The organism is Myxococcus llanfairpwllgwyngyllgogerychwyrndrobwllllantysiliogogogochensis, from assembly GCF_006636215.1.
GTDB lineage: Bacteria > Myxococcota > Myxococcia > Myxococcales > Myxococcaceae > Myxococcus > Myxococcus llanfairpwllgwyngyllgogerychwyrndrobwllllantysiliogogogochensis.
In genome coordinates, this window is sequence record NZ_VIFM01000035.1 from 15,828 (window position 1) to 28,851 (window position 13,024).

11 protein-coding genes are annotated in these 13,024 nt (G+C 68.1%); 5 read left to right on the plus strand and 6 right to left on the minus strand.

Annotated features, from left to right (window positions below; genetic code table 11):
- Positions 1-259: 259 nt before the first annotated feature.
- Entirely contained in the window at positions 260-3,817 is a 3,558-nt protein-coding gene (locus FJV41_RS11590) for a PepSY domain-containing protein (RefSeq protein ID WP_141642512.1), read from the minus strand.
- A gap of 253 nt (positions 3,818-4,070) precedes the next feature.
- Positions 4,071-4,670 carry a TetR/AcrR family transcriptional regulator gene (locus FJV41_RS11595; protein WP_141642513.1) on the minus strand — a complete coding sequence of 200 codons (600 nt, stop codon included), beginning with the start codon at positions 4,668-4,670 and terminating at the stop codon, positions 4,071-4,073.
- A 107-nt stretch (positions 4,671-4,777) separates the two neighbouring features.
- On the opposite strand from FJV41_RS11595, the gene FJV41_RS11600 reads away from it, so the two are divergent.
- From FJV41_RS11600 to FJV41_RS11610, 3 genes are all read left to right on the plus strand, one after another.
- Positions 4,778-6,139 (plus strand): alpha/beta hydrolase family protein, encoded by a 1,362-nt coding sequence (locus FJV41_RS11600; protein ID WP_141642514.1) that lies wholly within the window; start codon positions 4,778-4,780, stop codon positions 6,137-6,139.
- 7 nt (positions 6,140-6,146) lie between these two features.
- Entirely contained in the window at positions 6,147-7,241 is a 1,095-nt protein-coding gene (locus tag FJV41_RS11605) for a BamA/TamA family outer membrane protein (RefSeq protein WP_141642515.1), read from the plus strand.
- Positions 7,242-7,332: 91 nt separating this feature from the next.
- Positions 7,333-7,689 carry an immunity protein Imm33 domain-containing protein gene (locus FJV41_RS11610; protein WP_141642516.1) on the plus strand — a complete coding sequence of 119 codons (357 nt, stop codon included), beginning with the start codon at positions 7,333-7,335 and terminating at the stop codon, positions 7,687-7,689.
- Here the strand turns inward: FJV41_RS11610 and cqsA are convergent, their stop codons facing one another.
- From cqsA to FJV41_RS11630, 4 genes are all read right to left on the minus strand, one after another.
- Positions 7,690-8,943, minus strand: a complete 1,254-nt coding sequence (gene cqsA, locus FJV41_RS11615) for an alpha-hydroxyketone-type quorum-sensing autoinducer synthase (protein WP_141642517.1) — start codon at positions 8,941-8,943, stop codon at positions 7,690-7,692.
- Positions 8,944-9,086: 143 nt separating this feature from the next.
- A complete protein-coding gene (locus tag FJV41_RS11620; protein ID WP_141642518.1) occupies positions 9,087-9,653 on the minus strand; it encodes an imm11 family protein in 567 nt (188 codons plus the stop codon).
- A 16-nt stretch (positions 9,654-9,669) separates the two neighbouring features.
- Complete coding sequence (locus FJV41_RS11625; protein ID WP_141642519.1) at positions 9,670-11,025, minus strand: AHH domain-containing protein; 1,356 nt, start codon at positions 11,023-11,025, stop codon at positions 9,670-9,672.
- A gap of 205 nt (positions 11,026-11,230) precedes the next feature.
- Positions 11,231-11,662: a DUF4345 domain-containing protein gene (locus FJV41_RS11630; RefSeq protein ID WP_141642520.1), complete on the minus strand. Its 432-nt coding sequence runs from the start codon at positions 11,660-11,662 to the stop codon at positions 11,231-11,233.
- A gap of 61 nt (positions 11,663-11,723) precedes the next feature.
- Here FJV41_RS11630 and FJV41_RS11635 point away from each other — a divergent pair, with 61 nt between their 5' ends.
- Both FJV41_RS11635 and FJV41_RS11640 read left to right on the plus strand, forming a co-directional pair.
- Positions 11,724-12,326, plus strand: a complete 603-nt coding sequence (locus FJV41_RS11635) for a TetR/AcrR family transcriptional regulator (RefSeq protein ID WP_141642521.1) — start codon at positions 11,724-11,726, stop codon at positions 12,324-12,326.
- A gap of 150 nt (positions 12,327-12,476) precedes the next feature.
- Positions 12,477-13,019, plus strand: a complete 543-nt coding sequence (locus FJV41_RS11640; protein ID WP_141642522.1) for a hypothetical protein — start codon at positions 12,477-12,479, stop codon at positions 13,017-13,019.
- The last annotated feature ends 5 nt before the right edge of the window (positions 13,020-13,024 follow it).

Below are 13,024 nucleotides of genomic sequence, written 5' to 3' on the forward strand. Positions count from 1 at the left end.
TGAATTGCCTGCAAAGTGAAATTCTAGCTGGACCCTGGAACGAAGCAGACACCCCCGCATACCGCCTTGCCTTCAATTGAACACAGCTGCTGTAGCCATACAGTCCAAAGCCTGACGTGACGCATCTGGCCGCGGCGCGACGAAGGACGGTGGAACTCTCGCCCTGGAGGGCATGACCCTGGAGGGCTGGGTGGGGAATGACAACACCGCCAGCCCTGGCGCGCGGGGCGACAGGGCTGGCGGCCTTGGACGGGAGGGATTAGCGCGTGGCGCGCGTGCGTCCCTGGGTGGCCTTGGGGCTGGCCGGGCCGGAGGCGACGGCCGCCGCCACGCCGAAGACGACGTCGTCATTGTCGTCGTAGAGGCCGAAGGTGCAGCTCGACGCCGGGCTGGAGGCCTCCACGAACTGCGCCCGGAGGGCGTGCTGGCCCACGGTGCTGCCCACCGTGAAGGTGTGGCTGAACGTCCGCGCGCCGCTGCCCGTGCACGTCAGGCCGGCGACGAGCTGCGTCCACAGGGGGAAGCCCGACACGGGGGCGGTGTAGAGGTTCAGCCGGTCCGTGGCGTCGTAGCACCACACCGTCACGTCCACCTTGACCTGCTTGCCCGGGGTGATGGGTCCACCGTCCACGCTCTTGAGCACGACGCGGTCGATGCTCTCGTCGAAGTGGTAGAAGCCGAAGGGGCCGTCCGGGCAACCGTCGAGCGTGTTGGGCGTGTTGGGCTCGGCCGCCAGGAACTGGCTGCCCCGGCTGTTGACGAGCGTGCCGGTGTCACACCCGCAGCCCGTCCCGCATGCGGGCGTGCCGAGCGAGGCGTCATACGTGGCCAGCGCCGGAGACGTGCAGGTGCCACCACCCGCCTGGGTGGTGAAGCTGAAACCGGTGCTGTAGTTGCCAGCGCCGCAGGCATCCACCGCGCGGGCCCGCCAGAAGTACTGCGTGTTGGCGGTGAGCGCGGGCGTGACGCTCCAGGTGCTGCTGGTGAGCGCCGTGGCCGAACGCACCACGTTGGAGAAGCCCGCGTCAGACGCCACCTGCACCTCGTACGCGGTGGCGCCCGTGACATCGCTCCAGTCGAGCGCCGGGGCCAGCGCGACGTTGGCCGCCCCGTTGGCCGGGGTGGATAGCGTGGGCGCCGCGGCCGGCTGACACGTGGTGTCCGCGGTGGTGAAGCGGAAGGCCGTGCTGTACGCGCTGGTGCCGCAGCCGCTCACCGCGCGAACGCGCCAGAAGTACTGCGTGTCGGCCGTTAGCGAGGGGGTCACCGTCCACGTGCTGCTGGTGAGCAAGGTGGCGGAGCGCACCACGGTGCCGAACCCAGCGTCCGTGGCCACCTGCACCTCGTACGTGGTGGCGCCCGACACGTCCGCCCAGTCGAGCACGGGGGCCAGCGCGACGTTCGCCGCGCCATCCGCCGGCGTGGAGAGCGTGGCGGTGCCCGGCGGCGTGCAGGGGCCTCCGGCCGTCGCGCAGACACACGCGGCGGCGGGGCCGTAGCAGGCGGTGGAGCTGGCGGGGACGACGGAGTAGCAGTACTGCCGCCCGTTGGCGACCTCGGCGTCCGTGTACGTGGTGCCGGAGACGGTGGCGACGCGCACCTTGCCGAAGTCACAGCCGGCGTAGCCGTCCGTCTTCATCACCCAGTACTCGCTCGCGCTGGGCACCGAGTTCCAGCTCAGCGCCACCTGGCCGTCGCTGGGGCTCGCCGTCGCGGTGGGCGCCGTCTTCGGGCCCGTCGCGCAGCCGCCGTTGGTGGGGGCGGGCGTGGAGCAGGCGATGCCGTGACGGTTGAAGGCCGCGTGGATGGCCGTCATGTGCGGCGTGCCGTCGTTCAGGTTGCCGTTGTCGTCATCCGCCGCCAGCCACTGCATGTAGCCATGGCTCGCGCCGCAGCCGTCGGACGTGCCCGCCGAGCAGTTGCAGGCGTGCCACGAGCCCACGTTGCCGCTGCCCTGGTAGAAAATCTTGTTGCCGATGATGAAGGCGGTGTTGGAGTCGTAGTTGAACGGCGCGGCCTGCAAATCGCGAGCGACCAGGTCCCACGCGGCCTGACGCACCGGCGCGGCGGCGCAGTGCACCTGCCGACCGCAGGGGCCCGTGCCGGAGGAGCAGCGCGAGCACACGAAGTTCTGCGGCGTGGCCGGCGTCTGGTTGACGTGCGCCAGGTAGTCCGCGTCGCGCACGCCCGAGCAGCGCGCGTTGCACCACGTCCCGCCCGCCTGCGCCTCGTTCTGGTTGTAGCCCGTGCCGTCCGGCGTCTTGCCGCAGCCCAGGTCCGTGGTGGCGAAGAAGCCGTAGCCCACGCACGAGGCCTGCAACCGGTAGATGGACGCGATGTCCGCGTACGCCTCGCTGGAGTTGGAGAGCGCGCCGCCGGAGTCGAAGTCGTCCATGCCGTGGCCCCACTCGTGGTCGAACACGGCGGCGATTTCGCCCGTGTTCCGGCAGCCTCCGCCGCTGCGGTAGAAGTTGACGGTGGAGCCGTTCCAGAAGGCGTTGCACGTGCTGTTGATGTTGACGTTCGCGGTGAGCTGCCCCTGCAGCCACGTGTTGCCCGGCAGCCAGCCGCGCCCCAGCTCCGCGATGCGGTTCAGCTCGTAGAAGGCCGAGCGCGAAGCCGGCGTGTTGCCCGCGCCGCCGCCACCCGTGGCGCAGTCATGCTGGCCGTTGGTGCCACCCAGTTGGATGTTGCCGGTGGCCGAGGTGGTGCTCGGCGAGCCGCAGGTGTCGCTGACGCGCACGTACTTGCCGGCCAGCGTCGTGGTGACGCTGCCGGAGCTGTAGTTGAGGACGCCGGCGCTGTCGGTGAAGTTGTTGGGCGCGGCCAGGCCCGTGTTCGCCCAGGGCATGGGCGAGTCGACCTGCATCGTCCCGCACGTCGTGTTGGACGGGCAGATTTCCGTGTTGCTCAGCGGGTAGATGCCGCCCTTGATGGTCGCATCCAGGTAGTGGTTGTCATCCTCCAGGGCGAGCACCTCGCCGGAGTGCGCGTCCACCGTCACCTTCCAGCGCTCCGTCTCCCCGGGGTTCTGGAAGCCATACGTCCAGACGAGCTGGTGGCGGTAGCCCTCGCCAAAGCCCGCGTCCGCGCGAGCCAGCGGGGCCATCTCCAGCGTGGGCGCCTGCCACAGCGTGCCCGGCGTCTCCAGGAGGCCGAAGCGCTCACCGCCCGCCGTCAGCGCCTGCTCGGGGCTCAGCGTGGGCCGCGTGGACGCGGTGACGTTGCTCCACGCCTCGGTGCCCAACAGGACGAGGTTGCCGTGGTTGATGGTGGCCACCAGCTGGCCGTGCCGCACGGGGATGCCATCCACCTGCTGCGGCACCCGCACGTGCCAGAGCACGTCGGTGACTCGCGTGACTTTCGGCTCGTCCAACTGCAACAGGTCCACGCCCAGCGCGGCCTGGTTGTCGTTGAGGAACTTGAAGAGGATGTCCGCGACGACGGCGGCATCCACCTCCCCCGTGGAGCGGCCGAGCTGCTGCTGGAGCGTGGACAGGCTCACCGTGTTGCCCACGCCCTTGCCGGGGATGAGCGGAATGGCGCCCTGGATGGCGGTGGGCGAGCCCGTCAGCGGGTCCAGGTACACGTGGAAGTCCCGCCCGTTGCGCGCGAAGAAGTCCTCCCAGACGCTCGGCCCCGCGCCCTTCAACTTCGAGCGGGCGTCCTCCAGGGAGATGTTGGAGACCGGCAGGTAGAGCTCCGGCTTGAAAAACGCCTGGCTCGCCAATGAGCTGGGTTGTGAGGGCTGGAGTGCCCACGCCAACGCGCTGCTACACAGCACGAGACAGGCTAGCCACTTCGACACGAGACGCATGCGGTCCTCCCGCGAGTCACGAATGACAGACACTCCCCCCTGGGAGCACCCGCTCAGTCGAGCCCGTGCGTTGTGACGAGGAAATCGCTACTTTCGAGAAGTGTCGGACCAGCCAGAACATCAATTGCCACGCGGAGCTAGACAGCCCACGGCTGAACAGTCACCAGGACTTCCAGTCTGACGTATCTAGGTGGGCGCGAAATCATCCATTGCACTGGAGTTGACGCTCCGCGCCGCGTTTGACGCGCTCCGCTCAGGCCGGGAAGAGCAGACGTGAGGACTGTTTCACCCACGCGCGCCGCGTCTCCAGCGTGCGGAAGTCCAGGAGGATGAGCTGGTCGAACACGCGCGGCATCATCGACATCAGCGACACCGAGGACCAGATTTGCGTGAGCGCCAGCCGGCGCCGCTCCTCCGTCAGGTGCGCGGTGTCCGGCGCGAGCTTGCCCGACAGCGCCTCCAGGAACGCGTTGAGCTCCCGGATGGCCGCGCCGTCGTAGCGCTGATGCACGAGCGCGTCGTGGAGGTGCGCGTGGGCGATTCGCGGGTAGCGCCCCACGTTGCCGATGACGTCCTCCAGCAGCGTCTCGAAGGCCTCGCGGATGCCCAGCCCCTCGGCGCGCAGCCGGTCGAAGTCCACCAGCACGTGCCCGAAGGCCTGCTCCAGCGTCGCCTCCAGCGCCTGGGCAATCAGCTTCTCCTTGCTGCGGAAGTAGTAGCTGATGGCCGCGCTGTTCACCTGCGCCTCGCGCGCGATTTCCCGGATGCCCGTGGCGTCCAGACCGTCCCGCTCCAGGCAGACGATGGTCGCCCGGAGGATGCGCTCCCGGGCGTCCTGCTCCTTGGTTCCCATGTGCGCCAAACCCTTGAAACAACGGGACATTGAGCCCCGCGCTTGACGCCGGAGCTCGATTCAATCTATCGATTCAATCAACTGATTAATTCCGGAGATTGAATCCCATGAACAACCCAGGACGCGACAGTAGCGCAGGCGGACTCTCCCGACGAGGCGTGCTGGTGGGGACGGGGCTGTTCGTGGGCGGGGCCGCCGTCACCACGGGCTCTCGCCGGCTGATGGAGCCCGAGTCCACGGACGTCGTCGGCCTGAATCCCCGGAGCGACGCCTGGTACGACCTGCGCCTGTCGGGGGACGGGCTGATGGACAATCAGCTGCTCTGGTTCCTGGGGCATGCGACGCACGGACAGGCGGACGTGTCGGATGTGATGGAGACGGCCAAGCGGATGCGGCCCGGGGACGAGCGCAGTTGGTTCGAGGCGTGGCTCCAGACGGCGACGCGGGTGCATGGGCTCGCCACCACCGCGGAGGCCAAGGGTCACCGGCTGAGCGCGGGACAGGCGTATGCGCGGGCGGCGAACTACTACCGCGCGGCGACGATGCACTACACGGACACGGCGGACCCGAGGCTGCTTGAAGTCACGCGGACCTCGGCGGCCACGTTCGAGAAGTCCAACGCGTTGCTCGACTTCGACATCCAGCCGCTCGAGATTCCCTACGAGGGCACGAGCCTTCCGGCGTACTTCGTCCGCTCGCCTCACGCGAAGCCCAGCGCGCCTGTCCTGCTGCTGCACCAGGGGCTGCATGCGTGGCCGGAGGAGACGAAGTGGGTCTGGGAGGGGGCGCGAAAGCGGGGCTACCATGTGCTGATGTTCCATGGGCCGGGGCAAGGGCGCGCGCTGCGCGAGAAGGGCCTGAGCTTCCGGCCGGACTGGGAGAAGGCGGTGAGCCCCGTGGTGGACGCGGCCGAGCGCATCAGCGGCGTGGACCCGCGCCGCATCCTCCTGATGGGTTTGTCGTTTGGTGGAGCGCTGGCGCCCCGGGCGGCGGCGTTCGAGCCTCGGCTGGCCCTGTGTATCGCGAACCCCGGAGTGCTGAGCTGGTGGGAGTCGCATGCCGCGCACTTCAATCGCTTCCTGCCCGGGTCGCTGGCGTTGTTGAAGTCGCACCCGGAGGCGTTCGACGAGGCGATTCTCGGGCTCGCTTCACGCTGGCCCACGGCGAGCTACTGGCTGAAGGACGTCTTCTGGAAGCATGGGGCGAAGACGCCGTCGGAGCTGTTCCGCAAGTTGGAGGAGTTCACCAACGAGGCCATCGTCGAGCGCATCCGCTGCCCGGTGCTCATCATGGAGGGCGAGGCGGAGGACGTGTCGCCGGGGCAGTCGCGCAAGCTGTACGACGCGCTTCGCGGACCCAAGCACCTGATGAACTTCACCCAGGCCGACGCCGCGCCCCTGCACTGTCAGGCGGCCTCCACCGCGCTCGCGGAAGAGCGGATGTTCGACTGGCTCGACGAGAACGTGTGAGCGTCCCATGACACCGCTTTCACTCGTGACAGTGCTCGGCGTCCTGCTCGCCTCCACGCCCGAGGTCGTACCGGAGACTCCGCCCCAGGCGCCCCTGGACGGGCGTGGGAAGTTCAGCGTCGTCCCCTTCGTCCTGCCCGCGTATCAACCGGAGACGAGCTTCCTGCTCGGGGGCGCGGGCTCGCTCGTGTACCAACCTCCGGAGGGCAGTGGCCGCAGGGAGTCCCAGGTGCTCCTGGCCGCGGCGGCGAGCGTGCGGGGACAGTTCACCGTGCTGCTCCAGCCGGATGTGTACTTCCTGGAGGACCGGCTCAACCTGACGGCGACGCTCAGCGCCGCGCGCTTTCCGGACCGGTTCTACGGCATGGGGGCGAACACACAGGTCGCCGACGAGGAGGACTTCACGCCCGTCTTCTTCGAACTGGAGCTGAGTCCGAAGTGGCGCATCGCTCCCCGGCTGTATGTCGGGCCCACGCTGCGCGCGCAGCACGTGCGAATCACGAAGCGGGCCGAGGACGGCGTGGTCCGGAACATGCCGGGCGCCGAGGGCGGAGACACGCTCCAGTTGGGACTCACTGCGCTGTATGACTCGCGGGACAACACGCTGAATCCCACCACGGGATTCCTGGGACGGCTGAACCTGCGCCGGGCGAGCGGGGCATGGGGTTCTGATTACACGTTCGGACTCTTGCGCCTGGATGCCCGTCGCTACGTGTCACTGCCATGGGGACAGCGGCACGTGCTCGCGTTTCAAGGATTGGTGGAGCTGAGAGATGGCGAGCCGCCCTTCTATGACACGGGGAGGCTGGGCGGCATGGAGCTGAGCCGGGGTTATCTGGAGGGGCGGTTCCGCGAGCGCCAGCATCTGGGGGCACAGGTGGAGTACCGGGCGCCGCTGTTCTGGAGACTGGGAGGCGTGGCCTTCGCATCGGCGGCGACGGTGGCGCGGAGCCTGAAGGACCTGGACTCGGGGGACATCAAGCCCGCGGGCGGCGTGGGATTGCGCTTCGCTCCGCTCTCGGATGTCCCGGTGAACATCCGGCTCGATGTGGCGTATGGCTCGGAGCCGAGCTTCTATCTGAACATCGGCGAGGCGTTCTGAGCGTCGTTCGTCCTCTGCTCCCTTGCTTGCGCGGCGACGCGTCGGAACCTATGAGTGCGGGTATCACGCAGGTTCACCACGCCGTCCTCCCATGACGCTGAACGAAGCACAGCAGAGCATCTGTCATCGAGCAGGGGCCGAGTTCTCACCCCTCCCAGCCGGCACGCGAGTGGCCATCGCACGAAACCTGCGGTCCGGGGCCATGCCGATATACGGCGTGCGGTACAGCACCCAGCCGGGCGGTGTCGGCTGGTTCTTCTGGGCGGGAGAGGGGGAACTCAGCACCGATGTGGACTACTTCCAGGCACTGCACGTCGAGCACCTGGAGGAGTGGTGTCCTCTGGTGTTGCCCTACCTTGCCCTTCCACCTGGGTGGCGCTTCCTGACCGATGGCGAGGTGGATGACGTGTGGTTTGACCAGGCCGTCCTGGACCGACCCATTCCCTGACTACGCTGGGAGCGCCGCTGACGAGACGTCCGCGTGGCGCCGGGTGGAGGCCCAGCTCGACAGGCCTACTTCGTCCCGGATTTCCCGGCACGCGTCGACGACGTGGTCGAGGTCGTCCTGGCTCAGCTCGCTGTGAACGGAGAGGCGCACGAGCGAGTGCTTCACGGGCGTGGCCGGGTCGCAGAACACCGAGCCGAAGATGCCCCGCGCTTCCAGCGCGTCCTTGAGGCGCAGTGTTCGAGCCTCCAGACCGGATTGCAGGGCGAGAATCTGCGCAGTGCCGCCGTCCAGGTCGTAGCCCAGTTCTTCCAGACGCGCGCGCAGGGACGCGGCATTCGCGTGCAGCCGTTGACGACGTGCGTCCGCGTCGCGGATGAGCTCCAGTGCCGCCAGCAACGCCGCGATGTCGTGTGGCAGTACGGCGGAGCTGAAGACGGCGGGGCCCGAGGTCATCTCGAAGTAGCGCTCGAAGCCGCGCATGCAGGCGACGAAGCCAGCACGTCCGACGAAGGCCTTGGACAGGCTCGCGGTCCGGAAGTGGACGTGCTCCAGCAGCCCCTGCCCCACCACCATCCCCGCGCCACGGGGCCCGTGCGTGCCCAGGGAGTGGGATTCATCCACCAGCAACACGCAGCCGTGCCGCGAGGCGAGCTCCGCCACATCCGCGAGCGGGCAGACGGAACCGTTCGTGCTGTAGACCGAGTCCACAGTGATGACGCCGGGGCCCAAGCGCGTGATGCGCCGCCGCAGGTCATCGACGTCGTTGTGACGAAAGGGCACGGCGGTGGCACCCGCGCTCCGGATTCCTCTCCAGAGAGACACGTGTGCCATCCGGTCGATGTAGACAGGCACCTGCTCGTCCGCCAGACACTCCAGCAGGCCCACATTCGCACAGTAACCGGACTGGCACAGGATGCCTGACTCCGCGCGAAGCAACACGGCGAGCCGCTGCTCCAAGGTGTGCCGAGGGTGCTCCCCGCGCTGGAACACGCCCGACATCATCACGCCCAGCCCTTCCCGGGAGACGGCCTCCATCGCCGCTTGGGCGAGCCGGGGGTGTTTCGACAGGGAGAGATAGTCATTGCCGTTGAGCAGGATGGCTCCTGGCCCGGGGGACAGACCGTCGAGGATGTGTCGCGGCGACTCCCAGCGCTGAATCCGCTTCTCGAAGTCGTGGAGCTTGCGCTGCAAGAAGCCAGGAACTGGAGGGCTGACGCCTTCCGTCGCCTTCGCCTCGGGTGCATGGTCTGTCATGGCACCGGAGAGAGGTTCGACTCTGGCGATGTGACGCAGACAGCCCGAGGACGCTCACTTCCGCGAACGCGCGCGGAGCGAGGAGTGGAGCACTCGCTGGGATGTTCCGCCCCTGTCCGCTGCCAGCCGGAGGGGGGCCGCCCTTAAACTTCTGTGAACGACACTCCGGTGGCTCCGCCGCGCTCCAGTGCCTCCTTGATGGTGTCGGAAACGATGAGCGCAACGGTCCATCCCCAGGTACGAAACACATGGGCGTCGTCGACTTTCGCGATGTTGATTCGCAGCCCATCCACGTCGCGATACTCCCCGGTCTTCTCAGGTCGTCCATCTTCCGGGAGCCAGAGCTCCACCTCCCGGGATGCCTTGTCGTCGATGCACTGTATCGTCTGGGTTGCGACCAGGATGCAGTACTGGTCGGGCTGCCCCTCTATCTCCACCGGGAAGACCTGGACAGCCGATGGAGCCAGCTCCAGGAAGACAGAAGCGACCCTGATGTGAACCACGGGGATGGCAAGGCCCGTCAAGGTGAAGTCGAGCGCCTTCCCAGCGCGCGCCACGGGGAGCTGCAGACGGCCCGGCTCGGGAATGGGTGTCCCATTCGTGAAGCGCCAGGGGTCCACTTCCTGCCCGCTCGAATCGGTGGGACTCCGGAGATGCCAGCGCCCTGGCACGGCAACGTCGTCGGTCAACCGGAAGTATCTTTTGGGCATCGTGATGAACCTTGCGTCATTCTCGCCGAGTCACCAGCGCGTTCAAGCGAGTACCTGGTGTGCCGATCTGCAGTGCCAGCCTCTTGAGCTCCTCGGTCAGGGCATCGCGGCATCGCAGCATCGTTCCGCACCCCCGCATCGCACCCTGGAGCCGGTCAAGAATCCGTTGGTGGTATTCCTCGGGATGAGGGCCCTTGTGCCCAGCGACCCGCACGATGTTGGCGGGGTCGTTCAGCGACATCCCCGCCTGGTCGAAGACTTCTTGAAACTTGGGCGACCAGGGCCCGTCGTTGTAGGTCGCCTCCCACCACTTGTCCGTGGCGATGTGGTGGTCGTGCCCCTTCGCATCCACCGGGCCCACGGCCGCTCCACCCAGCCCCTGCGCCGTCGCGGACACCGCGTCGGCGGCAACCGCCAGGGTGACGACCTCGCCCACCACCGCCACGGCCCGCACTTCCACCACGGCCGACAGGACGACTCCCGCCTGGGATGCAGCCTGCACGGACGCTTGAGCCGAGCCGGGCAGCATCGGCACCTTCCCCGCGAAGCCCGCCGCTGTGTTCCCGATGGCCACCGTCGCGAGCAACGCGAAGGCTCGCGCCGCATTCCGGCCCATCACCTTGCCGTACCGCTCGCCAACCACCCGCAGCTCATCGAACGTCCGCGCCCGGTCCGCCTCCTCCATCAACCGCGCGAAGCCCGTCGTCAGGCTCCAGAACGTGTCGACGCCCAGGTAGGCAATGAGCGTCGCCGTCATCACCGCCGCCAGCCCCTTGCTCACCGGCTCCGGCACCGTCCAAAGAATCAGGTACATCGTCCCCGTCCACATCGCCGCCGCCACCATCGCGCTCGGGTCGGCCATGTCCTGGAACGCCTCCAACATCTCTTCGAGCACCGCCCCATGCGCGAGCGCCATGGCCAGCGCGTAGCGGCCATCCCCCTCCAGCCGCACGCCATCCACCAACACCTGGAGACAGTCGCCACGCCTCCCTGTCCGCTCGCACCACTCCAGATAGGCGCGCGTCATGGCCCGCTCCGTCTCGGTGGCCTCCACCTCCAGGTGCGCACCCGACTCCAGCGGCGTCACGTGACGGGTGCGCGCATCGAATCGGTACTCACCTCCTCGCGCACCCATCTCGAAAAGGCGTCGCGCCGCCTCCTGGGCCTTCACGGGAAGACGAACTCCTCGCCCCTCAAGACCCATGGCCAGCATGAACTCGTCTTCGTCCAACGCGACAGGCGCGGAGTCAGCGGCGCGTGGAGTGAATGCGATGACCTCGCCGCTCCCCGTCTCCAAGCGCACACCACGCGTCGCGGCACACCCCGTCAGCAGCGACACGAGCAACAACACGACAGCGCAAGGCAGCCTCATCCGACACGCTCCCCGCAGAGGCCCCGGGCTCCCGACACAAACAAGTACACGGGGGCAACGGCGATGAAGCGTAGCACTCAAGGCGGACAACGGAGTCCACCCCACCCCTTGGGCGACAACGACCCGCTGCGCGCGGTGCAAACCATTGCACCCGCCAAGAGCATCCGATTCGCGACGGCAGGCTCCCCCAGGGCGCCCATTCTTCCTAGACGCTCGGAACCGCTTCCGGAGGCGTCAGGGGGCGCGAGTTCGCGCGCTCGCGTCCCAGCAGCAGCGCCGCGCAAAGAGTGCCAATCAACAGCTCGGCGACCATCGCCGCCACCAGCTCGGGCGCGGGCGCACCATCCAACACCAGGCTCAGGACTCGCGACACGCCATAGGACAAGTAGAGCGTCGTCGACACCACCAGCGAGGTGAAGGTCATTCGAGGCCAGAGCGCCCCGGCCATGATCAACAGTCCGCAGGCCAGCAACGCCCCACCCGGAGCACGCACCTCGCTCAGCAGGCTGACCTGGCCGCCAAGGTCGATGCCACTCCAGCCATGGAAGACCTTGGGGATGAACAACAGCGGCGTGCCAATCAGACTCCCACTGACGCCCGCGACCAGGAGCACCGTCTTCGTCACTCTGTTCCGCATCGCCGTCCTCGCTTGACACCGTGTCAATTGACTCGACAGTGATTATTCGCGACTTTACATCATGTCAAGTGAATCACCCGAGACGCGGACCCGCATCCTCGCGGCCGCGCTGCACCTGTTGGAGACCGGCCAGGGCCAGGCGGTCCGGATGAGTGACATCGCTCGGAAGGCCGGGCTCAGCCGGCAGGCCGTCTATCTGCATTTCGGCACGCGGGCGGCCCTGCTGATCGCCACCACGCTCTATCTGGACGAACTCAAGGACGTGCGGGCGCGCCTTGTCCCCAGCCGCACCGCCCGAAGCGGCGTCGAGCGCCTGGACGCCTATGTCGGAGCCTGGGCCGACTACATCCCGGAGATTCGCGGCGTGGCCAAGGCGCTGATGGCCATGAGCGACACCGACGAAGAGGCCGCCGCGGCGTGGCGCAAGCGCATGGAGGACATGCGCGAAGGCTGCGCCGCCGCCGTCGCCGCGCTCCGCGCCGATGGCACCCTCTCACCCGACTTCACACCGGGCGAGGCCACCGACCTGCTCTGGACGCTGCTGTCGGTACGAAACTGGGAGCACCTGACCCTCGAGCGCGGCTATGCACAGCCACGCTACAAGGACCTGTTGCTGCGCACCGCGCGGAGGCTCCTGGTCCGCGCCCCACGCTCCGCCACCTGAGCAGCGCCTCGAACGCACAAAGGCCGCACGCACCACGACCCGCTGCTCACCCGCGCCACCCGCTGCGCGCTGTGCAATCCGTTGCACGCCTCCCTCCCACGGTCTCCAGGCCTTGAGCGCGAGGTACACCGGTTGCAATCCCGCGAGTCCATGTCCACGCGCCTCTCCCTTCTCGTCCTGGTGTTGCTCGGGGCCCCCTTGTCCGCGCGGGCCGACCCCTACCTTCCCAACAACGAGCGCTGGTTCACCATTGGCCCGCTGCTCAGCGCGACACCGCTTTCGAGCAAGCCCCAGCTGGGCCTGGGCGTGGAGACCACCTTCAACGTCCTGGACGGCATCACCGCCCTGGGCGTCTTCGGCCAGGCCCAGTGGATGACGGAGGGCCACGCCCGCCTCGGCGCGGGCATCCAGGGCACCCTGGTCTTCGGTGGCGTCGAGCTCGGGGTGATGCACGAGACGGGCACCCGCGAGCACCTGCCCACCACCGGCCTGCACATCGCGCCCTTCGTGACGTTCGTCTTCGGCTCGGTGGGCGTGCGCTTCGGCATCCCCCTCTCCGAGCCAGGCGCCGCCGGCCCCGGCCTGCCCGGACGCACCCGGCACGGCCGTGAGGTGGGACTCGTCCTGACAGCCAAGATTCCGGCGAAGTGGACCTCGAAGGGCACCCTGGAGCCCATGTTCCCCTGGGACTAGGCCCC

What these genes read in the sequence shown, in the direction of transcription:
- FJV41_RS11610 (WP_141642516.1), top strand. Translation starts at nt 7,333, where the DNA reads ATGACGCTGAACGAAGCACAGCAGAGCATCTGTCATCGAGCAGGGGCC.
- FJV41_RS11625 (WP_141642519.1), bottom strand. Translation starts at nt 11,025, where the DNA reads ATGAGGCTGCCTTGCGCTGTCGTGTTGTTGCTCGTGTCGCTGCTGACG.
- FJV41_RS11640 (WP_141642522.1), top strand. Translation starts at nt 12,477, where the DNA reads ATGTCCACGCGCCTCTCCCTTCTCGTCCTGGTGTTGCTCGGGGCCCCC.
- FJV41_RS11605 (WP_141642515.1), top strand. Translation starts at nt 6,147, where the DNA reads ATGACACCGCTTTCACTCGTGACAGTGCTCGGCGTCCTGCTCGCCTCC.
- FJV41_RS11595 (WP_141642513.1), bottom strand. Translation starts at nt 4,670, where the DNA reads ATGGGAACCAAGGAGCAGGACGCCCGGGAGCGCATCCTCCGGGCGACC.
- FJV41_RS11590 (WP_141642512.1), bottom strand. Translation starts at nt 3,817, where the DNA reads ATGCGTCTCGTGTCGAAGTGGCTAGCCTGTCTCGTGCTGTGTAGCAGC.
- FJV41_RS11635 (WP_141642521.1), top strand. Translation starts at nt 11,724, where the DNA reads ATGTCAAGTGAATCACCCGAGACGCGGACCCGCATCCTCGCGGCCGCG.
- cqsA (WP_141642517.1), bottom strand. Translation starts at nt 8,943, where the DNA reads ATGACAGACCATGCACCCGAGGCGAAGGCGACGGAAGGCGTCAGCCCT.
- FJV41_RS11620 (WP_141642518.1), bottom strand. Translation starts at nt 9,653, where the DNA reads ATGCCCAAAAGATACTTCCGGTTGACCGACGACGTTGCCGTGCCAGGG.
- FJV41_RS11600 (WP_141642514.1), top strand. Translation starts at nt 4,778, where the DNA reads ATGAACAACCCAGGACGCGACAGTAGCGCAGGCGGACTCTCCCGACGA.
- FJV41_RS11630 (WP_141642520.1), bottom strand. Translation starts at nt 11,662, where the DNA reads ATGCGGAACAGAGTGACGAAGACGGTGCTCCTGGTCGCGGGCGTCAGT.